Source organism: Nocardioides candidus, from assembly GCF_041321175.1.
In the GTDB taxonomy this organism is placed as follows: Bacteria; Actinomycetota; Actinomycetes; order Propionibacteriales; family Nocardioidaceae; genus Nocardioides.
Genome location: NZ_JBGGWC010000004.1, coordinates 84,813 through 106,619 on the forward strand (window position 1 = coordinate 84,813; position 21,807 = coordinate 106,619).

The 21,807-nt window shown below is 69.5% G+C and carries 16 protein-coding genes; 6 read left to right on the plus strand and 10 right to left on the minus strand.

Annotated elements, in window-relative coordinates:
- Positions 1-14 precede the first annotated feature (14 nt).
- Positions 15-1,268, minus strand: coding sequence for an MFS transporter (locus ACAX67_RS17575; protein ID WP_370705176.1), 1,254 nt, complete (start codon positions 1,266-1,268; stop codon positions 15-17).
- 263 nt (positions 1,269-1,531) lie between these two features.
- On the opposite strand from ACAX67_RS17575, the gene ACAX67_RS17580 reads away from it, so the two are divergent.
- Both ACAX67_RS17580 and ACAX67_RS17585 read left to right on the plus strand, forming a co-directional pair.
- Entirely contained in the window at positions 1,532-4,057 is a 2,526-nt protein-coding gene (locus ACAX67_RS17580; RefSeq protein ID WP_370705177.1) for a molybdopterin oxidoreductase family protein, read from the plus strand.
- On the plus strand, positions 4,057-4,527 hold the full coding sequence (locus ACAX67_RS17585) for a hypothetical protein (protein ID WP_370705178.1): 471 nt from the start codon (positions 4,057-4,059) through the stop codon (positions 4,525-4,527). Before ACAX67_RS17580 ends, ACAX67_RS17585 begins: the two co-directional genes overlap by 1 nt.
- Positions 4,528-4,546: 19 nt before the next feature.
- On the opposite strand, the gene ACAX67_RS17590 is transcribed toward ACAX67_RS17585, so the two are convergent.
- Positions 4,547-5,848, minus strand: a complete 1,302-nt coding sequence (locus ACAX67_RS17590) for a DUF2254 family protein (RefSeq protein ID WP_370705179.1) — start codon at positions 5,846-5,848, stop codon at positions 4,547-4,549.
- A 95-nt stretch (positions 5,849-5,943) separates the two neighbouring features.
- Here ACAX67_RS17590 and ACAX67_RS17595 point away from each other — a divergent pair, with 95 nt between their 5' ends.
- Entirely contained in the window at positions 5,944-7,017 is a 1,074-nt protein-coding gene (locus ACAX67_RS17595) for a potassium channel family protein (RefSeq protein ID WP_370705180.1), read from the plus strand.
- A gap of 98 nt (positions 7,018-7,115) precedes the next feature.
- Here ACAX67_RS17595 and ACAX67_RS17600 read toward each other — a convergent pair whose 3' ends face one another.
- The 8 genes from ACAX67_RS17600 to ACAX67_RS17635 all read right to left on the minus strand — a co-directional run bounded on the left by ACAX67_RS17600 (position 7,116) and on the right by ACAX67_RS17635 (position 18,324).
- Positions 7,116-7,937, minus strand: coding sequence for a hypothetical protein (locus tag ACAX67_RS17600; RefSeq protein WP_370705181.1), 822 nt, complete (start codon positions 7,935-7,937; stop codon positions 7,116-7,118).
- Positions 7,934-9,115, minus strand: coding sequence for an enolase C-terminal domain-like protein (locus ACAX67_RS17605; protein WP_370705182.1), 1,182 nt, complete (start codon positions 9,113-9,115; stop codon positions 7,934-7,936). The genes ACAX67_RS17600 and ACAX67_RS17605 overlap by 4 nt, the downstream gene beginning before the upstream one ends.
- Entirely contained in the window at positions 9,112-10,908 is a 1,797-nt protein-coding gene (locus ACAX67_RS17610; protein WP_370705183.1) for a thiamine pyrophosphate-requiring protein, read from the minus strand. Before ACAX67_RS17610 ends, ACAX67_RS17605 begins: the two co-directional genes overlap by 4 nt.
- 1 nt (position 10,909) lies before the next feature.
- Positions 10,910-13,909, minus strand: a complete 3,000-nt coding sequence (locus ACAX67_RS17615; protein ID WP_370705184.1) for an FAD-binding and (Fe-S)-binding domain-containing protein — start codon at positions 13,907-13,909, stop codon at positions 10,910-10,912.
- A gap of 8 nt (positions 13,910-13,917) precedes the next feature.
- Positions 13,918-14,262: a hypothetical protein gene (locus tag ACAX67_RS17620; RefSeq protein ID WP_370705185.1), complete on the minus strand. Its 345-nt coding sequence runs from the start codon at positions 14,260-14,262 to the stop codon at positions 13,918-13,920.
- Between the two features lie 56 nt (positions 14,263-14,318).
- Entirely contained in the window at positions 14,319-15,254 is a 936-nt protein-coding gene (locus ACAX67_RS17625; RefSeq protein ID WP_370705186.1) for an SDR family oxidoreductase, read from the minus strand.
- A 180-nt stretch (positions 15,255-15,434) separates the two neighbouring features.
- Positions 15,435-17,270 (minus strand): glycoside hydrolase family 15 protein, encoded by a 1,836-nt coding sequence (locus ACAX67_RS17630; RefSeq protein ID WP_370705187.1) that lies wholly within the window; start codon positions 17,268-17,270, stop codon positions 15,435-15,437.
- Positions 17,263-18,324, minus strand: coding sequence for a glucose 1-dehydrogenase (locus tag ACAX67_RS17635; RefSeq protein ID WP_370705188.1), 1,062 nt, complete (start codon positions 18,322-18,324; stop codon positions 17,263-17,265). The genes ACAX67_RS17630 and ACAX67_RS17635 overlap by 8 nt, the downstream gene beginning before the upstream one ends.
- Positions 18,325-18,427: 103 nt before the next feature.
- Between ACAX67_RS17635 and ACAX67_RS17640 the strand changes: the two genes are divergently transcribed.
- The 3 genes from ACAX67_RS17640 to ACAX67_RS17650 all read left to right on the plus strand — a co-directional run bounded on the left by ACAX67_RS17640 (position 18,428) and on the right by ACAX67_RS17650 (position 21,575).
- Positions 18,428-18,916, plus strand: a complete 489-nt coding sequence (locus ACAX67_RS17640; protein ID WP_370705189.1) for a MarR family winged helix-turn-helix transcriptional regulator — start codon at positions 18,428-18,430, stop codon at positions 18,914-18,916.
- 34 nt (positions 18,917-18,950) lie between these two features.
- Positions 18,951-19,892: an aldose 1-epimerase family protein gene (locus ACAX67_RS17645; RefSeq protein WP_370705190.1), complete on the plus strand. Its 942-nt coding sequence runs from the start codon at positions 18,951-18,953 to the stop codon at positions 19,890-19,892.
- Between the two features lie 141 nt (positions 19,893-20,033).
- Entirely contained in the window at positions 20,034-21,575 is a 1,542-nt protein-coding gene (locus ACAX67_RS17650) for a hypothetical protein (protein ID WP_370705191.1), read from the plus strand.
- Positions 21,576-21,807 lie beyond the last annotated feature (232 nt).

The window sequence follows — 21,807 nt, forward strand, 5'->3', positions numbered from 1 at the left end:
CAAGTCGGGACACGTCAGGGTTGAATCGGCGCCGAGGACTGTGTATTGACGGTGCGCGAGACGACGGTGACGACCAGGACCACGGTCACAGCAGCCGTGATCGACAGCATCCAGAGCCCGATCGCGTAGGAGTCGGTCCGGCCGTAGACGTAGCCCATCAGCAGGGGCGGCACAAATCCGCCGAGGCCGCCCGCGGCCCCGACCAGCCCGGTGACACCGCCGACGCGCGACGGCTCGGTCACTCTCGCGATGAGCGCGAACGTGGCGCCGCTGCCGGCCCCGAGTGCGGCCGCCATGGCGAGGAACGCGACCGTTCCGATGTGCTCGAGCAGCGGGTGGGTGGCCGCAACGCCGGCGCCCACCACGACGACCCCATAGCTGGCGGCGAGCACTGGGACCGGTCCGAACCGGTCGGAGAGCCAACCGCCGACGGGCCTCATGACCACCGCGACGACGACGAAGCCGGCCATCCGGTTCGCTGCGTCTGCCGGGGTCAAGGCGTAGTCGGTCTTGAGGTACGCCGGCAGGTAGACCGAGAACGCGACGTAGCCGCCGAACGCGACGGCGTACAAGATGCACGCCTGCCAGGTGATCGGCAGTCGAGCGTTCCCCGGCAACCGGGTCATCAACGGCGTGGTCGGGACGGTGCGTCCAGGTGCGTCGCGCAGCACCAACCACGACATCACGGCGTAGGCCACCAGCACGGCTGCGGTGATCAGAAAGGGGCTGGTCTTGCCGACTCCGGTGTAGAGCCTGACGGTGGTGAGAGCGCTGATCGCCGTACCACCCATGCCCGAACCGAAGATTCCGATCGCGAGGCCGCGGCGATCAGGAGGGAACCACGCGTTCACGAACGGCACTCCGACCGCGAACGCGGTCCCAGCGACCCCGAGCGCGAAGCCTCCGGCGATGATCAGCCAGTAGGACGACTGGCCGACGAACGCGATGAAGAGAATCGGCACGATGGTGAGCGCCGAGACCGACGGGAACATCACGCGGCCGCCGTAGCGGTCGGTCAGGGCGCCGACGAGGATGCGGCCGATCGATCCGACGATCACCGGAACGGCGACGAGCAGCGCCACATCGGACTCGTCGAGGCTGCCCAGAGTCCCCCGTTCGCGGAACAGCGGTCCGAGCGGACTCAACAACGCCCACGCCCAGAAGTTCACGGCGAAGCCGAGGGTGGCGATCCCGAGCATCACCCAGGCGCGCCCGAACACCGGCTGGGGGGACGTCCTCGGGGATGTCGCCGTCTGCGTCTGTTCCATCTTGCCTCCGTCGCACGTGGGCCCGAAGCCGGCCCGTGGACATCCTGTCGGCCCGCGCCTTGCCCCGCCCATGGACCAAGGTCCCGACCGCTGGTGTCCGCGGTCACGACCGCTCCGACCGCGGCGCCGCCCCCCTCGGGGCGACACCGAGAGCCCACTACGGACGGTCGCAAAATGCAATGGTTGCTTTGATGCAACGAATGGGTACCTCCCCGGGACATGCGCTGCACAGCTTCGAGACCCACGGCACAGCGAGGAGAGACATGACCGACCGGATCGCGGACATCTGGGGGGATCGCACCCCGCACCCCAAGGGCTCGGTCTGGCCCGCGCGGGTCGATCTCCACCTGGAGAACGGTCTCGGCGAGGCCGACGTGGACCGCTGGGTGCAATCGGCGTGCGTGCTGTGCAGCAACGGATGCGGGTGCGACATCGCGGTCAAGGACGGCCGCATGGTCGGCGTGCGCGGGCGGGCGGGCGACGTGGTCAACCACGGGCGACTCGGACCCAAGGGGCTGTACGGAAGCACCCCGTGGGCCTCCTCCGCGGATCGGCTGACGCGGCCGCTCGTCCGCGACGGGGGCGACCTCGTCGAGACCGACTGGGAGACCGCGATGGGCCGCGTCGTCGAGGTGTCCAAGAAGCTGCTCGACGAGAACGGTCCACTCACCCACGGCTTCTACACGTCGGGCCAGATGTTCATCGAGGAGTACTACACCCTCGCCGTCCTCGGCAAGGCGGGCCTGGGCACCCCTCACATGGACGGCAACACCCGTCTGTGCACAGCCACCAGCGCCGCCGCTTTCAAGGAGTCCTTCGGCGCCGACGGGCAGCCCGGCTCCTACACCGACATCGAGCACTGTGACGCCGTGTTCCTCTACGGCCACAACATGGCGGAGACCCAGACGGTGCTGTGGGCGAGGATCCTCGACCGCACCCGAGCCGCCGACCCGCCGACGTTGGTGTGCGTCGACCCTCGACGCACACCGGTGGCCGACGAGGCGGAGCGCACCGGTGGAGTCCACCTCGCGCCACGGGTCGGCACCAACCTCGCACTGATGAACGGGCTCACGCGCGAGCTGTTCGCCAACGGTTGGGTCGACGACGAGTGGGTCGCTGCCCACACGCTCGGGGTCGACGACCTCCGGGAGGTCGTCGAGCCGTACACGCCGGAGAAGGTTGCTGAGATCTGCGGCGTGAGCTCCGGTGACCTGTGCCGCGCGGCTGCCATCTTCGGCGAGAGCGAGAACGTCCTGTCCACCGTGCTGCAGGGTTTCTACCAGTCCCACCAGGCCACTGCCTCAGCCGTCGCCGTGCACAACCTGCACCTCCTCCGCGGACTGATCGGGAGGCCCGGCAGCGGTGTCCTGCAGATGAACGGCCAGCCCACCGCCCAGAACAACCGCGAGTGCGGCGCCGACGGCGACCTGCCGGGGTTCCGCAACTGGAACAACCCCGCGCACGTGCAACAGCTCGCCGACCTCTGGAACGTCGATCCCCTCACGATCCCGCACTGGGCACCGCCCACCAACGCCATGCAGATCTTCAACTACGCCGAGAAGGGGTCCATCGAGCTGCTATGGATCTCGGCGACCAACCCCGCGGTCTCGATGCCCGAGTCCGCCCGGATCCGACGCATCCTCAGCGGCGACCAGTGCTTCGTCGTCGTCCAGGACCTCTTCCTGACCGAGACCGCCCAGCTCGCCGACGTCGTCCTGCCTGCCGCGGGTTGGGGCGAGAAGACCGGCACCTTCACGAACGTCAACAGGACCGTCCACCTGTCCGAGAAGGCCGTCGAGCCGCCGGGCGAGGCCAGGAGCGACCTCGACATCTTCCTCATGTACGCCCGCGCGATGGGGTTCACCGACCTGGACGGTGCGCCGCTGCCGTCGTGGACGAACCCCGAAGAGGCGTTCGACGCCTGGCGGTCGGCCACCGCCGGCAGGCCGGTCGACTACACGGGCCTGTCCTACGACAAGCTCCGCGGGCCGAGCGGCATCCCCTGGCCCGTCAACGACCAGGCACCGCAGGGCACCGACCGTCTCTACACCGACCCGGTCTTCCCCACCGACACCGACCAGTGCGAGACCTACGGGCACGACCTGCTCACCGGCGGGGCGGTCACCGAGGAGGAGCACCGAGCCATGGCCCCCAACGGTCGAGCGTTCCTCAAGGGCGCGCCCTACACGCCCGCACATGAGCAGCCCAGCGAGGACTATCCGCTGCTGTACACGACCGGTCGGACCGTCTACCAGTTCCACACCCGCACCAAGACCGCCCGAGCGCGATCCCTGCACGACGCGGCACCGGACGCATGGGTCGAGCTCTCGCCGACGGACGCGGAGGGCCTCGGGATCTCCGAGGGCGATCTCGTCGAGGTGCGATCTCCCCGCGGCAAGATCGAGGTCCGTGCGCGCATCGGCCGCGTCATGGCGGGCGCGGTCTTCGCGCCCTTCCACTACGGGTCGTGGGACCTCGACGACATCGCACCGGGCCAGCAGCACCGCCAGGCCAACGAGCTGACCATGACCGTGTGGGACCCGGTGTCCAAGCAGCCCTACTTCAAGACGGCCGCCTGCCGGGTCACCAAGCTCGAGTCCGGCGACCGGCCGGCCCCAGCGCCTACCACGGCCGCGTCCGCACCGGCGCGCGGGTCTTCGGTGCCGCCCACCGAAGGCGGTGAGGCCACCACCTCCCAGATACTCGAGACCACTCCCACCTACGCCAACGACCCTGCCGCCGGCACCGCACACCCCGCCCCCACGGGCACCATCTCGGGGAGGTCCTGATGCCGCACCTGAGCACCTACGTCGCCCTCGCAGATCGCAGCGAGCAGACCTTGGCGGAGTCGTTCCGCGCAGTGGCTGAGGGCCACGCGGCGGAAGCAGACATCTTCCACACCTGCGAGATGCTCGCCCGGTGGAGCGACGGGCACCGGGACCGGCTCGCGCCGGTCGTCAGCCGCTACGGCGAGGACGACTCGATCACCGAGCCCGAGCGCCTGCATGCCTCGGGCCTTGCCGAGGTGCGCTCCGGGCAGATCGGGCTCCTCCGGGACCTCCAGGACCTCCACGTCCTGGCCACCCTGGTGCAGACCACCTGGACGGTCGTCGCCCAAGGCGCCCAGGGTCTGCGTGATCGGGAGCTGCTGAGCATCGCGACCTCGGCGAACGCCGAGACCTCACGCCAGCTCTCCTGGCTCAACACCCGGATGAAGGCGGCCGCCCCTCAGGCACTGATCGTGGATCCGAAGGAGTAGCTCCTGGTGGGTGCCGTCCCTACTGCTGGAGCTCTGCGGGACTGACGACGCGGCGGATCTCGACGGCACGTCGCGCCCGGTCGAGAGCCGGCGCCGGGGGGAGCTGTGCGAGCAGCGGCGCCATGACGTCGAGATCGCTGACCAGCCGTTCACGGACCGCGCCCTGCGCTCGCTCCAGCAACGACTCGTAGGCCTGTAGGACGCGAGCGGCTTGTTGGTGCTGGTGGGACTCGTGCGCGACGACCATGGCGGAGTAGAGGCCGTCGATCACCGTTGGCAGGTCGTCGTCCGGGTAGACGACCGGATGCGGATTCGATCCGATGCGGTCCTCCTCGATCCACCGCGCCGCAAGATCCCGCAAGGCGTGGAGAGCCTGTGCGGCGATGGCGGGGTTCTGCTTGGAGGTGGAGCCGCTCGTCCAGCCGATGTTGCTGATGTCGCGGATGGCGGCGCTCGGGTCCAGGTCGATGTCTGGCGACTTGCTCAGCGTGATCGCGCGCGCCGTCTGGGCTCTGATCGCCTCGGCCTCGACGCTGTCGTGGTGACGCACCGACGCAAGCAGCTCGTCGAAGACCACCGGCGCTCCGATCGTCAGGTGGAGCTCGACTTCGGCGTCGGTGCGCGTGCCGAGTGCTGCGACGACCCGTTCGAGATCGACGGACTCGACGTAGCCATAGGTCTGGCTGCGGACCTCCGCGGCCACCGGGGCGCTCGAGATGGAACCCCGGCGGGTTGCCGCGATAATCCGGCTCTCTCGTTGGTGGGCAGCGACCGCGCGGTCGTGGAGTTGGCGCATCACGTTGTCGGGCCGCATCTGGTCGATGGTCGAGTAGACCAAGAACAGTAGGCAGGCGAGCGCTACGACGGTGAGGACCGTGGCCAGGAAGGCACCGATGATGGGCGGGGTGCTCGGCTGCACAGCGGCCAGCACCACGTAGGAGTAGAGAGCCAGACCCACGAACAGGCCGAGATAGAGCTGGTTCGCGCGGCGACGGACGAACTGGTCGAACACCACCGGCGACAGGTTCGACGCTGTCTGCTGCACGGCAAGCAGCAGGACGGAGAAGGTGATGGACGTGACCGTGACCAGACCCCCGGCGACCGCCCCGAGCGTGTCGGTGGCTGACTGCTTGCCGATGAAGTGGCCGAGCCACTCCCGCAGCGCGGTGACCGCATGGCCGTGGGCCTGATCACCTGCGATCGAGACGCCCGCCAGAACAAGCAGTCCCAGAACCACCCCGACCGGCACGGCGGCGAACTCGCGCAATGCACGAGGGACGCGCACGCGAAGCGGCGTGCTGGCGCTCGCTGCGCCGTTCATCGCTGTCCTCGCGTGGATGGCAAGTCGGTGGCCTTTCGGCGGGCCGTCGGCGGACGACAATGTGTACCCATGCTGGTTCCGGGTAATCGGTGTGGGTGATCGGCGTTCTTGTCGCGCTGGCAGGCGCGCTGTTGGTGGGAGTCGCGACGGCCGACGTCTTCTACACCGTGCTGTTTCCTGCGAGCGGCCGCGGGCCTGTGCGTCGGCCCCTCAGCCGCGGGATCGACGCCGTCTTTCGGCAGTCGCGACGGCTGCCGCGGCGCCACCGGGCCACCGTCTTGGCCTACACGGGCCCGACCCAGGTGGCGGCCACCCTGGTTGCGTGGTTCGTGCTGTTGCTGGTGGGCTGGGCGGCCGTCTACTGGCCGGCGCTCGGTGACGGAGTTGCTGCGGCCAGCGGTCAGACAGACGACTCGTGGGGCACGGCGATGTACTTCAGTGGCTACACGTTGACAACGCTCGGCCTTGGTGACGTCGTGGCCGTCACGCCTCTGTACCGCGCGCTGACCGTCGCGGAGGCCGCGAGCGGTTTCGTGACGTTCACGCTCGTGATCTCCTACTTCGTCTCGGTCTACACCACCCTGCCGACCCGCAACGCGTTCGCACTGTCGCTGCACCAGCTCAGCGGGGAGACCGGGCGTGGTGTCGAAGTCGTCGGCGCGCTGTGGCGGGAGGGGCCGATGGCGGCCGCTGTCCACCTCACGGAACTTGCGGCGGGACTTCGACGACTCGTCCAGACCCACGCGTCCTACCCGGTGCTCCAGTCCTTCCACTACCGCAACGACTACGACGCGCTCCCCCGGATCCTCCAGACGTGCTGGGAGAGCGTTGCCCTGCTGAAGACAACCGTCGAGGTGCCGCCGACCCGACCCGAGCTCGCGGGCATCACCCTTCACGAGGTGGAGAACTCCGTGTTCGCGATGTGCACCCGAGTGGTCCGCGCACGAAAGGACGCTGCGATCGGCGCCGTCCCAGACAGGGTAGCCGCGCAACGGCACGCTGAAGTCCTTGCACAACTGAAGGCGTTCGGCGTGCCCACCCGAGACGCGGCCAACGCGACCGAGGACTACCTCACGGCAAGCGCAGAGTGGGACCCGTTGGTGGCCGGTCTCGCGGAACACCTGCTGTACCCGTGGCCACCACAAAGCGAGAGGCAGGACTCCCGGTAGCGCACCGCGCGGGCACCTGACGAACCAAGTGCCACCGACGGCGACAGCCAGTGGGCGGCACGGCGACCCTCCGCGGCGGACCTGAACGTCCAGCCGACTCACCGAAGCTCGTCCCGGGTCGACGAGTTCGACTCCTGCGCTGCGGAGGCGCCCAGGTCTGCCACGTCGCTGAAATCTGGTGTGTCGACGTGTGGCCGATAGGCGAAGACGACCCCGGCGCAGAGAACGGCGAGAAGGCCGCACAACGACTCGAGCACCGCCATGATCAAGCGGTCGTGAGGGCTGAGCAGCCCGTTGCACAGCAACGCCAGCCCCGCGACCCCCGCGAGCCCGGCCGAGGGACGCCGTCGGCGGAGCGGTTGGGCGAACCGGATCCTGAGACCGCAGGCTGCGAACAGAATCGCGCATCCCAGCGCGCGGTTGGCGTTGGTCTGGCCGGGAAACTCCAGCGGGTACAGCTCCCACTGGGAGACAAGGAGGAACAGCGCGATCAGCATCAAGATGACCGCCGGGGGTTTGACCGGGTAAGGCCTCGGCGCCGCGGCAGTTGCGGCCTCGAGTTGGTCGAGGCGGGCCTCCACGGCGCGGGCGCGGCGCCGGCTGCCAGGTGTCGAGCGGGTCTGCCCCGCCGCGACACCGGCACGGGTGCCGCCCTGCAGCACATGTTTGAGCTCCTCGGTGGGAGGGCCAGAGTGAGCGTCGTAGAGAACGCCGCCGGCGAAGGCGAGCCCGACGCCGGCGAGCAATGTCCCCGCTCCGACCAGAGACCAGATCCAAGACGTCGCCGCGACGCCGACGCCAGCCACGATCATGCCCGCGATAGCGGTGAGCAGCCCGCCCCAGATCCAGCGAGGTCGGGTGAAGGGCCAGTGGTGTCGTCGGGTGGTGGGTCTGTGGGTGGCGTGGTCGGGGGTCGTCATGCGACTCGGTACTCCTCGGCGTCAGAGGTGCGGAACGTCAACCCGTGGCCGGCGCCGCCGGACGGAGGAAGGGTGCCGTCGGTGGGGTCGGCGCAGCCGTCGAGCAGCAGGCGTTCGATCCGGACGTGGTCGTGGAAGTACTCCAGGTGCCGCAGCCGGGGCGTGCCAGCGGCGACAGGGACGCTGAGGTGCGGGGCGCAGTGCCCGGACAGCTCGATCCGGGCGATCGCCGGGTCGGCGGTGATGTGACGCCATCCGGTGTAGCCGCCGCACCGGGTGACGTCGAGCTGGAGGCAGTCGATGTGCGGGGCGAGGTGCTGGCAGTCGGCCACATCGGCGGCGTACTCGCCGGCAGCAACGTCGGCGCGGATGTGGTCGCGCACGGTGGCGAGGCCGACGTAGTCCTCGGAGCTGACCGGCTCCTCGAACCAGGTCACCTCGAGCATGTCGAGGAACGAACCGATCAGGCAAGCTTGCTGGGTCGTGTAGGCGCCGTTGGCGTCGACGAACAAGCTGGCGTCCTCGCCGATGGTCTGTTGTGCGATACGGACGCGGTCGAGGTCGCGTTCGCGGCAGGTGCCCCAGCTCTCTCCGATCTTGATCTTCACCTTGTCGCATCCCATTTCGAGCCAGTGGTGCAGCTGGTCGCGCAACCGGTCGTCGTCGTACGTGGTGAAGCCGCCGCTGCCGTAGATCTCCACCCCGGACGACGATGGCGACGCGTCGGGGTCCTGCCAGGGCGAGCGGGCGCCCCAGATAGCCGTGAGGGGTTGGTCGAGGAGGTGGCCGGCGAGGTCCCACAAGGCGGTGTCGACTGCCGATATCGCCATGCCGACGAGACCGCGGCGACCGGCGTTGCGTACGGCGGCGACCATCGCCATCCAGGCTCCTTCGACGTCGAGGGCGCTGCGACCGGTGACGATCGGCTCGAGCAGCTCCTCGATCACCGTGACCGCTGCGCGCGGCGCGTAGGTGTAGCCGATGCCGGTGCGGTCTTCGGCTCGGGCCTCGACCAGAACGAGGGTGGTGTGGTCCCAGGTGAGCGTCCCGTCCCCTTCGGGGGCATCGGTCGGGATGGTGTAAGCCGTGGCCCGGATCGAGGCGACCGGCGGCCCTTCGCCGGCCTGCTGCCCGGGGTCGGAGGCAGCAAGCCGGCCGTCGGCGGGCCGGCGCGTCATGACTGGTCGTCCCCGGTGGAGGGCAGCAGCTCCTGCGCCTTGGTCCTGATGCCTTCCTTCAGCACACCCCATCTGCTCGGGTCGCCCTTGATGAGAGCCTTGGCCGAATTGGTCATCTGGTCCAGCGTCGCGTGCGGCGGGATCGGGGGGACGTCGGGGTCGCAGTGGACGTCGATCACGTAGGGCCGGTCGGCGCTCAGGGCCGTCTCCCACGCTCCCGCCAGCTCATCGGGATCGGTGACCGTGATCGAACCCAGCCCCACCGAGGCGGCGAACCCCGCGTAGGAGACGTCGGGAAGCGCTTGGGACTCCACGAACTTCGGCGTTCCGCCCATCGCGCGCAGCTCCCAGGTGACCTGGTTGAGGTCGTTGTTGTGCAACACCGCGACCACCAGTCGCGGGTCGGACCACGTCTGCCAGTAGCGCGAGATGGTGATCAGCTCGGCCAAGCCGTTCATCTGCATGGCGCCGTCGCCGGTGAAGGCGATGGCAGGCCGGTCGGGGTGGGCGAACTTGGCGCCGATGGCGTAGGGCACCGCTGGACCCATCGTTGCGAGGTTGCCCGAGAGGCTGCCCCGCATCGAGCCCCGCATCTTCACCTGGCGGGCGTACCAGTTGGCCGCTGAGCCGCTGTCGGCGGCGATCATGGCGTCGCTCGGTGCTCGGGCGGAGAACTCGCTGAAGATCCGCATCGGGTTCACCGGGTCTGCCGAGACGTGGGCTTCGCCGTCCATGACCTCCCACCAGCGGGCGACCTGGTCGCAGATCCCGTCCTGCCAGGAACGTTCCTCCTTGCGTTCCAGGAGAGGGATGAGGGCCTGGAGGGTGGTCACCGCATCGCCCACGAGGTTGACCTCGTAGGGGTACCGCATGCCGATCATGGTGCCGTCGATGTCGATCTGGACGGCGCGCGCCTGGCCGGGCTCGGGCATGAACTGTGTGTAGGGGAAGCTCGAGCCGACGGTGAGCAGGGTGTCGCAGTCCCGCATCATCTCGTAGCTGGGCCGACTGCCGAGCAGGCCGATCGAGCCGGTGACCCACGGCAGCTCGTCGCTGAGGACGTCCTTGCCGAGGAGGGCTTTCGCGACGCCGGCTCCGGTCAGCTCGACGACGCGGGTGATCTCCCTCGTCGCCCCTCGCGCACCCTGTCCGACCAGGATGGCGACCTTCTTGCCGGAGTTGAGAACCTCTGCGGCCCGGGCGACACCAGCGGCGTCGGGCGCGAATACGGGCCGGGTGGTGCCGAGGCTGGAAGGCACCATCTTGAACGCGTGGGTGGGGGCGGAGTAGTCGAGCTCCTGGACGTCACTGGGGATCACGACGGCGGTCGGCGCACGGCGGGTCGTGGCGACGCGGATGGCGCGGTCGATCACGTTGGGGAGCTGTTCGGGGACGGTGACCATCTGCACGTAGTCGCCGGCGACGTCCTTGAAGAGGCTCAGCAGGTCGATCTCTTGCTGGTAGCTGCCGCCCATCGCGGTGCGTGCGGTCTGCCCGACGATGGCCACGACCGGCACGTGGTCGAGCTTGGCGTCGTAGAGACCGTTGAGCAGGTGGATGGCACCGGGCCCGGAGGTCGCCATGCAGACAGCGGTCCGTCCGGTGAACTTGGCGTAGCCGACCGCCTCGAAAGCTGACATCTCTTCGTGGCGGGACTGGATGAACCGTGGCTGGTCATCGGCGCGGGACAGGGCGCCGAGGATGCCGTTGATGCCGTCTCCCGGGTAGCCGAAGATCTGCTCGACACCCCACTCCCTCAGGCGTGCCAGCAGCTGGTCGGCGACGGTGGTCATCTCATGCTCCTTCGGGGTCGATCGATCCGGGTGGGACGTGCGGCTGGTCGTGCAGGGCGTCGGCGAGCAGCTGGGCGAGGTGCAGGCCCTGTCTGCCGCCGCTGTCGAGCTGCTCGATCTGGGTGCGGCAGGAGAACCCGTCGGCGAGGACTGCGGCGTCGGAGGGTGCTTCGCGCAGTCGTGGAAGCAGGACCTGTTCGGCGCACGCCTCGCTGATCTGGCCATGGCCCGCGGTGAACCCGAAGTTTCCCGCCAGCCCGCAGCAACCTGAGTCGAGCCGTTCGACGTCCGCACCGGCTCGGTCGAGGAGCTTTCGGTCGGCGTCCCACCCGAGCACGGCGTGCTGGTGGCAGTGCACCTGCGCCAGACCATGGGTGTTGTCCAGGCGCGGCGGCTCCCAACCGTCGCTGTGCTCGGTGAGGAGCTCGGCGAGCGTCACGGTGTGGTCCGCCAGCCGGTGCACGTCGGGATCTGCGGAGAAGAGCTCTTTCGCGTCAGAGCGGAACACGCTGGTGCAGCTGGGTTCGAGGCCTACGACGAGCCCTCCGGCGCGAACGTGGGGGGCAAGGGCGTCGACGGTGCGTCTCAGCCGCCGTCTGGCGACGTCGAGCTGTCCGGTGGAGATCCAGGTCAGTCCGCAGCACAACGGCTCGGCGGGGACGTCCACCTGCCAACCGGCGTCCTCCAGAACCGCGACGGCGGCGCGGCCCACGTCGGGATGGAAGTAGTTGGTGAAGGTGTCGGGGAAGAGCAACACCTTGCCTCGGGGCGCTGGGAGAGTGTCGACCGAGGGCAGGGGCCGCACCGCGTCGGACCGTTCGGTCCACCAGGCCTGAAGGGTCTGGGGGGCCAGGCGGGGGGCGTCGCGGTCCTCCAGACCGGCCATTCGGGAGCCGACCCTGCGCAAGGGACGGATCCCTGCCAACCGGTTGACCAAGGGCTGGAGGTGGAGCCGGTCGAGGGCACGCACGCCCGCGGGGAGCCAGCCGGTGACGTAGTCAGCGCGGGGCCGTCGCCGGTGGCGGTAGTGCTGGGCCAGGAACTCGGCCTTGTAGGTGGCCATGTCGACGGAGGCGGGGCAGTCGACCTTGCACCCTTTGCAGGCCAGGCACAGGTCGAGCGCTTCCTTGACGTCCTCCGACCGCCAGCCATCCGCGATGGGGCTGTCGCCGTGACCGTTCAGCATCTCGAACAGCAGCCGTGCTCGGCCGCGGGTCGAGTGCCGTTCGTCGCCAGTGGCCTGGTAGGAGGGACACATCACCTGGCCGTCCTCGTGGCTGTGCTGGCGACACTTGCCGACTCCGACGCAACGGTCGGCTGCCTGGATGAAGGAGTGACCGTCCTCGGGGTAATCGAAGAACAGCGGGAGCGGCTGGCGTGGCGCCCATGAGCCGCCCAGCCGGAGGTGGTCGTCCAGGGGGGCGGGGTGGACGACCTTGCCAGGGTTCATCAGGTTGTCGGGATCGAAGAGCGTCTTGACCTCTTCGAACAGCTCGACGACGTCTCGACCGAACATCCTGCCCAGCAGCTCGCCACGGCTCTGCCCGTCGCCATGCTCACCGGAGAGTGAGCCGCCGTAGGACACGCACAGATCGGCAGCGCGTTCCATGAACCGTCGGTAGGTGGCGACTCCTTCGGTCGTGAACAGGTCGAACGGGATGCGGGTGTGCACGCACCCTTGCCCGAAGTGGCCATACAGGCTGGGGCCGGTGTCAGTGGCGTAGCCGAACTCCTCGTAGAGCTCGCGCAGGTCGCGGAGGTAGTCACCCAACCGGGGAACGGGCACCGCGGAGTCTTCCCAGCCTTCGAAGGTGTCGGGCTTGTGCGGGACGTGAGCGGTGGCTCCCAGCCCCGACTCGCGGATCAACCAGAACTCGTCCTCGACTGCGGGGTCGTCGTAGAACGAGACGTCGGCGTCGTCCGGACTCCGTCCGATGGCGTCGAGCATCGCGTGGGCTCGGGCGTCGGCCTCGTCCTGCTCCTCGCCGCCGAACTGCACCATCAGGAAGCCGCGTCCCTCAGGCAGCTGGTCGAGACCTTCGAGGTTCATCTGCTTGAGGCGCTGGTCGTGGAGCAGGTAGTGGTCGATGCCCTCCAGCGCGATCGGCTCGTGCTCGACGATGCCCGGCACAGCATCGGCTGCGGCCGCGATGTCGTCGTAGCCGAGAACCACCAGCGTGCGCGCCTGAACCACGGGCACCAGGTTGAGCTCGGCGCGCAACACCGTCACCAGGGTGGCTTCGCTGCCCACGAGGAATCCGGCGATGTCGAACCCGTGCTCGGGCAGGAGCGAGTCGAGGTTGTATCCGGAGACCCGGCGGGGGATGTCGGGATAACGGTCCCGGATGAGATCCGCGTGGTCGTCCGTCAGGCGACGCAGCTGGCGGTGGACCTCGATGACGCGCGAGCTCTCGTCGGACTCGCCGGAGACGAGGGCTGCGAAGGCCTCGTCGTCGAGCGCGCGGGCGGTGAAGTGGGTGCCGTCGTGGAGGAGGACATCGAGGGAGACGACGTTGTCGACGACCTTGCCGGTGCGTTGCGCTGTGGCGCCGCAGGAGTTGTTGCCGATCATCCCGCCGAGCGTGCAGTTGGGGTGGGTGGCCGGCTCGGGACCGTAGCGCAGGCCGATCGGTGCGAGCTGACGGTTCAGGTCGTCCAGGACGATGCCGGGCTCCACGACACAGGTGCGCGCCTGCGCGTCGATGGAGATCAGGCGGTTGCAGTGACGCGAGAAGTCGATGACGACCGCCTCGTTGCAGCACTGGCCCGCCAGGCTGGTCCCCCCGCCACGCGAGACGATGGGCAATCGATGCCGGCGGCACACCGCGACTGCGTCAGCTGCCGCTGCGGGAGTGCGCGGCGTGACGACCGCGATCGGGACCTGGCGGAAGTTCGAGGCGTCGGTCGAGTAGGCACCACGAGTGCCGGCGTCGAAGAAGACCTCCCCGTCGACCTGCTCCCTCAGTTCGCGTTCGACTGCGGCCAGCGTGGCGTTCAGCATCAGGGATGTCATGGGGTTCGACCGGCCCGTTCGCTGGCGGAGAAGGCAGCCAGGTCCGCAACCGCGAACCCCACCGCGAGGGCACCACTGGCCAAGGCCGGCGTCCGGTGTCGGGAGAAGTACGTCGCGAATCCGACCGCGGTGAGCGCGTGGGCGATCTCGACGACGGTGTCGCCGAGCAGGATCCGACGGTCTCGGACGACCAGGCCAGTCACGGACTGGGCCAGGTAGCGGGCGCCGAGGAGCCGCGTGACACGGCGCGGCCAGGTCGCATCCACCGACCCGGCGGCGTGAAGCACCGAGCGCGGCAAGGTGAGAGCAGTGACGCCCAGTGCGAACCGGGCCACGTCCACCGAGCGGACTCGATCCTCGGGTGACCCAGCCGGTAGGCGGGGGCTGGTCCGGACGGTCATCCGACCCATCCGATGCGGTGGGCACGCTTGTCGAACGCGCCGTGAGCGCCGAAGTCGCGGCCACCGGCGCCGTCGGCGGGCTCCCACAGATTCGTCGGTTGATCGGGGTCTCTGGGCTGGCCGGTCTGCTGGGACGAGAAGCCGGTGCGGGCGAGGTAGCGGTCGAGCAGGCCGCCAGCGACGCGGTTGGCCATGATCGTGCCGGCGGTGCTCAACCCGACCCAACGGGCCCGGCGGTCAGGGTGGTCCATCGCCTTCAGGACACCGCGGGCAGCGACCTCGGGCTGGTAGATCGGAGGCACGGGTTGAGCCTGGTGAGGCAGCCGGGAGAGCACCCAGGAGAACTGCGGGGTGTTGACCGCAGGCATCTCGACGATCGTGACCCGGATGGCGCTCCCGTCGTGCATGAGCTCGGTGCGCAGCGCCTCGTGGAACCCTTCGATGGCGTGCTTCGCACCGCAGTACGCGGTCTGCAGGGGGATGCCGCGGTGGCCGAGTGCTGAGCCGACCTGGACGATGACTCCCCTGTCGCGTGGGCGCATCCTGCTCAGCGCGGCCCGGGTGCCGTTGACGTAGCCGTGGTACGTGACGTCGGTGACGCGCCGATACTCCTCCGCAGAGATGTCCTCGAACCTGGCGAACACCGAGGTGAAGGCGACGTTGACCCACACGTCGATCGATCCGAGCTCCGTCTCGACCTGTTCGGCCGCGGCTTCCACGGCGTCGTGGTCTGCCATGTCGACCACGATCGGGAGCGCCTTCCCGCTGGCCGCCTCGACCTCGCGGGCAGCGGCGTCCAGCCCGACTTCGCCGCGCGCCAGCAGTGCTACTCGGTTGCCACGTGCGCCGAGCATGCGGGCGGTTGCCCGGCCGATGCCGCCGGACGCGCCGGTGACGACGACGACCCGTGGGGACTTGGGGATCCTGCTCAAGGGTTCTCCTCCTGTGTCGGCCCGGGCCGGTGCGACCTCAGCGAGTTGCTGGTGGGCGGAGCGTCCTGGGAATTATATATGCGGCAACGCAAAGACTGCTTCTACGCAAGTAGTAACCCACGCAGGAGAAGGTATGCGGCCTCACCTGAAAAACTGCGCTGTCGATCGGACGTCGCGCGGTCATCGGTCGGCGCGGAGACCCTGCTCATGCCGGGTAGCGGAGGTGCGGGTGGTGGTGCCACTGAGGTGGCGCGCGGTGTTCACCAGTCCGACCAGGGAGAATGCTTGCGGGGTGTTGCCCAGCTGCCGGCGGGCTCGGACGTCGTACTCCTCACTCAGCATGCCGACGTCGTTGCGCAGGGCGGTCAACCGGGCGAACATCTCCTCCGCCTCGGCCTCACGGCCGGCGCCGTGCAGAGCGTCGGCGAGCCAGAAGCTGCACGCGAGGAACGCGCCTTCGCTGCCTGGCAGCCCGTCGCCCTCGTCCTCTCCAGGGTCGTAGCGCAGCACGAAGCCGTCCCTGTCCAGCTGCTGCCGCACCGCCTCGACGGTGCCGAGCACGCGCGCGTCGTCCCACGGCAGGAATCCGACGCGCGGGATCAGCAACAACGCGGCATCGAGGCCCTGGGAGCCGTAGGACTGGGTGAAGGTGCCACGGTCGGAGTCGTAGCCTCGTTCGCACACCTCGGCGTGGATCTGGTCACGGACACCGCGCCACCGGTCGACGGGACCGTCCAGGGCGTGGTTCTCGACGCTGCGTACCGCGCGGTCCAGGCCGGCCCAGGCCATCACCTTCGAGTGCACGAAGTCGCGGCGCGGGCCGCGGACCTCCCACAAGCCGTTGTCGGGTTCCTGCCAGTGTCCTTCCAGCCAGTCCAGCAACGATCGCTGGAGGTCCCACGCGGTCTCGGTGACCTGCAGCCCGGACTCACGAGCCAGGTGCAAACCGTCGAGGACCTCGCCCCACACGTCGAGCTGGAACTGACCAGCGGCGGCGTTGCCCACTCGGACGGGCCGCGAACCCCCGTGGCCGGCGAGCCAGTCCACCTCCCGCTCGGGAACATGGCGGCTCCCGTCGAGGGCGTACATGATCTGCAAGCGCCCCGGGTCGCCCGCCACCGCGCGGACCAGCCACTCCCGCCAGGCCTTCGCCTCCGCGGTGAACCCGGTCCCGAGCAGCGCCTGCAGCGTGAAGGTGGCATCGCGCAGCCAGCAGAACCGGTAGTCCCAGTTCCGCACGCCGCCGGGGTCCTCCGGCAGCGAGGTGGTCGCTGCCGCCACGATGCCGCCGGTGGGTTGGTAGGTGAGCCCCTTGAGCAGGACCAGGGACCGACGGACCTCGTGCGGCCAGCGGCCCTCGTAGGAGCACTGCCCCATCCATGAGCGCCACCATCGCAAGGTCTCGTCCAGCGCCGCCTCCGGGTCGAGGGGTTCGGGCTCGGGAAGGTGGGAGGCCTGGTAGCTCAACACGAAGGTGGTGCGGTCACCGGCCGACACCCGCCACCGGCAGCCGAGCGACCCGTCCTCGTGCTCCACCGGCACCGAGGACCGCAGCCAGGCGGCGTGCGGGCCGGCGACCGCGGCCGCGGTGCTGCCCTCGCACCGCACCCACGGCCGCACGTCGCCGTAGTCGAACCGGAGAAGCAGGTCCCCCTCCATCGCCACCGTGCCGGACAGACCCTCCACGATCCGGACGACGTGGACAGCGGCCCCGTTGGGAGGCAGCAGGTCCACCACCCTCACGGCGCCACTCTCGGTCTCCCAACAGGTCTCGAGGACCAAGGAGTCCTCCGCGTAGTCACGGCGCGAGCATGTGCCACCCCCCGCGGGCGCGATGCGCCAGTGGCCCGCCTGGGGACCATCCAGCAACGCCGCGAAGCAGGCGCCTGAGTCGAAACGAGGTAGGCACAACCAGTCGATCGACCCGTCGCGGGCCACCAGGGCCGCAGTCTGCAGACCGCCGATGAGTGCGTAGTCCTCGATCGGCTTGCTGGCCGTCCGGTGACGCTCAGGCACCTGCGTTCTCCAGGTCCAGGACCACCTTGACGTCGCGAGGGCCGGCCTCGAGTGCTTCGGCGTAGCGGTTCAGCGGCACCCTGCGCGTGATCAATCGGCTCAGCCAGGCGGTGTCGGCTTGGTGGAGTGCTTGTTCGGCCAGCTGGAAGTGGCGCTGGTTGGCGTTGACCGACCCCACCACCGCGTCGTTCTCGAGCACCAGGGCGCGATTCAGCGCACCGGCGTCCAGGCTCAGGGTCCGTCCACCTGAGGAGACGCCTGTCAGGCACACGATCCCGTACGGCCCGGTGCCGGCGAGGGCGTCGAACACCAACGACCCCACCCCTGTCCCCTCGATCACGACGTCGGGCTGCAACGCCGCGGTCACCTCGGCCACCGGGGCGTGGTGGTAGGTGGCCCCCAGATCACGCACCAGGTCCGGCTTCGGGCCGTCGGCGACACGGTCGAGCACGTGCACCGACAGCCCGCGTTGCACACCCATCAGCGCGGCCAACAGTCCTATCGGGCCGGCACCGGTGACCAGCACGGAGCGCGGCTCGAACCAGGCGCGCCGACCGACCGCCTCCACCTGCTCCCAGGCCTTGGCCACCACACTGGCCGGTTCGGTCAGCACCGCGCACAACCCCAGGGCGGGATCGACCGGCACCGCATAGGTCTCCGGGACCGTCCATCGCTCAGCGGCGTACCCGTCGATCTCCTTGATGCCCCGTTCGCGGTAGCGGCCGTTGCGACACATGTCGAACTCGCCGGCGGCACACGCGCCGCAGGGGACCGGGTCCGGGCGGCGAACCACGCCGACGACCAGGTCACCGGACGCGAACCGGCTGCCCTCGGGCGCTTCCAGCACCCGACCCAACGACTCGTGGCCGATCACCAGCCGTTCCGCACCCGGCGCGGCCCAGCCGTACTCGCCGGCGACGATCTCCCGATCGGTGCCGCACACCCCCAGCGCCACACCCTCGACCAGGAGCTCGCCGTCCGCGGGCGTCGGCTCCGGCCGCTGGTCCAGACGAAGGCTGCCGGCCCGACCCGGTTCGACCGTGAGGGCCCGCATCAGCGCAGCCCAGCGTTCGTCGCGTGCTTCCGTGACATGCTCCACCGATACCCAATTTGATTGCATATACGCAACCATTGCGAGTTCTGGCTAGGATAGGCGCATGCGGGAGGAACGCGGCGTCTCGGACGCCCTGATGGCAACCAGCCGAGTGATCACAGCGGCCGTGGTCCGGTCCCTGAGCGTGATCGACTCGAAGCTGACCGTTCCCCAGCTGCGGGTGCTGGTGATGGTCTCGGCGGAGCAGGGCTTGAGCATCAACAACGTGGCGAGCGGCCTCGGCGTCAACGCGTCCAACGCCAGCCGCACGTGCGAGCGGCTGGTGGCGGGAGGACTGTTGCAGCGAAAGGAGCACACCGACGACCGCCGTCGGGTGGAGCTGACGTTGTCACAAAAGGGCCGCCGCCTGGTCGACTCGGTGATGGAGGCCCGCCGCGCCGAACTGCTCGACGTCGTGGCCAAGATGAAGCCCGCCGACCGGCGTCGCCTGGCAGAGGCCCTCTCAGCGTTCAACACCGCCGCACAGCAGGTGATCGAGGAGCGGGGTCCCGACGATGCCCCCGACCAGCACCTGCTCGCCTGGCTCGACTGACGAGATCGACGTTCGGCGGGCCCGAGGAGAGCTGATGACTGACCACGACCAGCACGGCACGACGAGCAGCGCAGCGCTCGGGCAGCAGCACGAGCTGCGACACGGCAGCCAGCGTGCCGTCGTGGTCGAGGTCGGCGGTGGCCTGCGGCAGTACTGGCACGGAGACCATCCGGTCCTGGACGGCTACCCCGCGGACGGGATGGCGCCAGCTGCCCGCGGCCAGCTCCTGATCCCCTGGCCCAACCGGCTGCACACCGGCCGCTACGACTGGGACGGGACCTCGCACACCGTGCCGGTGAACGAACCGGACCAACAGAACGCGCTTCACGGGTTGACCCGCTGGCGGAGCTGGACCGTCGAGTCCTCCTCACCGACCGCCGTGACCATGCGTCACACGCTGCGGCCTCAACCCGGATACCCGTTCGCACTCGAGCTGGAAGCGCGCTACCAGCTGGACGACTCGGGATTGACGGTCACCACCAGGAGCACGAACATCGGCGACGCTGACGCACCGTTCGGGTACGGCGCACACCCCTACCTCACGGTGGGCACCGACGTGCTGGACGAGGCCGAGCTGCAGATCGGCGCTGAGACCTGGCTCCCCACCGGCCCCGCACAGATCCCGATCGGGCGCGAGAGCGTCGCCGACACTCCGTTCGACTTCCGACGGCGGCGTGCCATCGGCAAGACCCGGCTCGACTACACCTTCACCGATCTCGAACGAGACGCCGAAGGCCGGGCGTGGGTGCATCTGACCTCCCCCGCCGGTCGCGAGGTGGCCCTGTGGGTCGACAGGGCGTTCGCGTATGTCGAGCTGTTCACCGGCGACACGCTGCCCGACGTGGACCGCCGGCGGCGTGGGCTCGGCGTCGAGCCGATGACCTGCCCGCCCGACGCGTTCCGCACCGGTGAGGACGTGGTCCGGCTCCGCCCCGGCGCATTCTTCGAAGCCCAGTGGGGCATCAGGGCGGGCTGAGCCCGCCACTGACAAGCGCCGACCGGGCGTGAAGCGGGTTGGACGGCAGGACGAATCCGACCCGCCGCCACCAGCGAAGAAACCGCGACGGCGCCCGTTGGGCATGCTTAGGTGGGGATCCGCCTCCGGAGGAGACCCCCCATGACCGCACGGCGCTCATCTGCACACCGCCTCACCGCCGCCGCCCTGAGTGTTGCGCTCCCCGCAACGGTCCTCGTCGGAGGCGCCCGCCAGGTCTCTGCCGACGAACCAACGAGCACCACTTCGACCGCGACGCTCCATGCGAGCGGTCCCAGCGGCGGCCGTGACGTGGTGGTCACGGCTGAGCCTGACCTCGGCAGGGTCGAGATCAGCCCCTACTACTGGCCCTCCGGTGACGGCGGTCGTTACCTCCACGTCGGTCTCGGCACCAGCACCGGCAATGGCTGTCAGGTGCATCGGTGGGTGGTCGTCGACACGCTCGACCCCTCCGCGTCGACGGCTTACGACGCCGCCGGCACTGCACTCCCCGAGACCGAGCAGTTCACGGTCGCGCAGGACTGGGCCGACCAGGTCGCCCGGATCGGCGTCGCTCCGTTCGCGCCTGTCGACTGCGTGCGCGCCTCCAGCTACGGCTCCGCCGACCCCGCCCACCACGGAGCTCGCATCTGGAACGCCCCGGTCGCCGGCCTGGAGCCGGTCGGATTCGCGGACGCTCCCGGGAGCTTCCCCGCCTCGGTGACCTGTCCGCGTTCGATCACCTGGGGCGAACCCGTCGACCTCGAGATCGGGGTATCGACCGATCCTGGCGTCTACCCGCCAGCCGGCGTCATCCCGCATCCCAGCCGTCTCGCCGCGCTCTATGTGTCCCTCGACCCGGGGCCGTTCACGGTCGCCTCCACCCCCGATCCGCCCAGCGGAGTCGATCTCTGGACCGAAGAGCCCTGGAGTGGCTCCTTCGTGCTCCAGCCCGACACCGCAGAGGTCTACGGCGTCAAGCTCGCAGGAACGGTCAGCGTCGACGGCGCCACCAGCCGCTGGACCTGCGGGACGGTACCGGTATCGATGCCAGCGCCTGCGGACTGGAGCGGCTCGCTCGCCGGCGCCACCTGGTGGCGACGCGGCACCGACAGCAACTCTGGAATCGGCAGCTACCAGCTGCATCGCACGTATGAGTTCCTCGACGACTCCTGGGTCTTCGTCAGCGGCGAGTACGCCGGCGCACGGACCGAGCCCTGCACGACGGTGGCGCACCGCTGGCCCGAAGGCTGCCACCGCTACTACTACGACCGGTCCAGCGGTCGGCTCCAGCTCGACGATCGGCGAGCGAAGCCCGCTCCCGCGGGGTGGTTGATGCCCGTCAGCGGCAGCCGGTTCACGCTGTTCGACGAGACCCACGTCGTCGTGCCTGCCTCTCCGGGCCAGCGCTTCGCCTACGTCGGCGAGGGCGCGGGTGGCGACCTGAGGCTCCGCCGGGACGGCACCTACCACTACCAGGGCCAAGACCCCGACCACCCGCGCCATGTGGTCTGGTCCGGGCGCTACCGGTTCTCCGGCGGGGACGCCCACACGCTCGTCCTGCGCCACCCGGGGCACGACTTCCGAGATGCCGTCCAGCTCTACTTCGCCGATGTCGACGGGCGCCGCACGCTGGTCGACCTCGACACCCACCACCGGGTGTTCCGGTTCCGCGCCGAGCCCTGATCTGGAGGGCAGCGCCCGTCGACGCCAACAACGACTACGAGCTCTGGCGCTCCGACGGCACGGCCGCGACCACCCGCCGGGTGAAGGACATCAATCCCATTTCTCCGCAGAGGTCGCCGGCGATCTCTACTTCAGCGGAGAGACCGTCGCCCACGGCAAGGAGCCGTGGAGGCTCGCGGTCAAGGAGTGACCGTGACGTCGATCAGCAGTCGGAGGCCGTCGGCTCGTGCCG

Excerpts from the sequence above, each read along its gene's own strand:
- ACAX67_RS17575 (WP_370705176.1), bottom strand. The coding sequence starts at position 1,268 with ATGGAACAGACGCAGACGGCGACATCCCCGAGGACGTCCCCCCAGCCG.
- ACAX67_RS17580 (WP_370705177.1), top strand. The coding sequence starts at position 1,532 with ATGACCGACCGGATCGCGGACATCTGGGGGGATCGCACCCCGCACCCC.
- ACAX67_RS17585 (WP_370705178.1), top strand. The coding sequence starts at position 4,057 with ATGCCGCACCTGAGCACCTACGTCGCCCTCGCAGATCGCAGCGAGCAG.
- ACAX67_RS17590 (WP_370705179.1), bottom strand. The coding sequence starts at position 5,848 with ATGAACGGCGCAGCGAGCGCCAGCACGCCGCTTCGCGTGCGCGTCCCT.
- ACAX67_RS17600 (WP_370705181.1), bottom strand. The coding sequence starts at position 7,937 with ATGACGACCCCCGACCACGCCACCCACAGACCCACCACCCGACGACAC.
- ACAX67_RS17605 (WP_370705182.1), bottom strand. The coding sequence starts at position 9,115 with ATGACGCGCCGGCCCGCCGACGGCCGGCTTGCTGCCTCCGACCCCGGG.
- ACAX67_RS17610 (WP_370705183.1), bottom strand. The coding sequence starts at position 10,908 with ATGACCACCGTCGCCGACCAGCTGCTGGCACGCCTGAGGGAGTGGGGT.
- ACAX67_RS17615 (WP_370705184.1), bottom strand. The coding sequence starts at position 13,909 with ATGCTGAACGCCACGCTGGCCGCAGTCGAACGCGAACTGAGGGAGCAG.
- ACAX67_RS17635 (WP_370705188.1), bottom strand. The coding sequence starts at position 18,324 with ATGCGGGCCCTCACGGTCGAACCGGGTCGGGCCGGCAGCCTTCGTCTG.
- ACAX67_RS17640 (WP_370705189.1), top strand. The coding sequence starts at position 18,428 with ATGCGGGAGGAACGCGGCGTCTCGGACGCCCTGATGGCAACCAGCCGA.
- ACAX67_RS17645 (WP_370705190.1), top strand. The coding sequence starts at position 18,951 with ATGACTGACCACGACCAGCACGGCACGACGAGCAGCGCAGCGCTCGGG.
- ACAX67_RS17650 (WP_370705191.1), top strand. The coding sequence starts at position 20,034 with ATGACCGCACGGCGCTCATCTGCACACCGCCTCACCGCCGCCGCCCTG.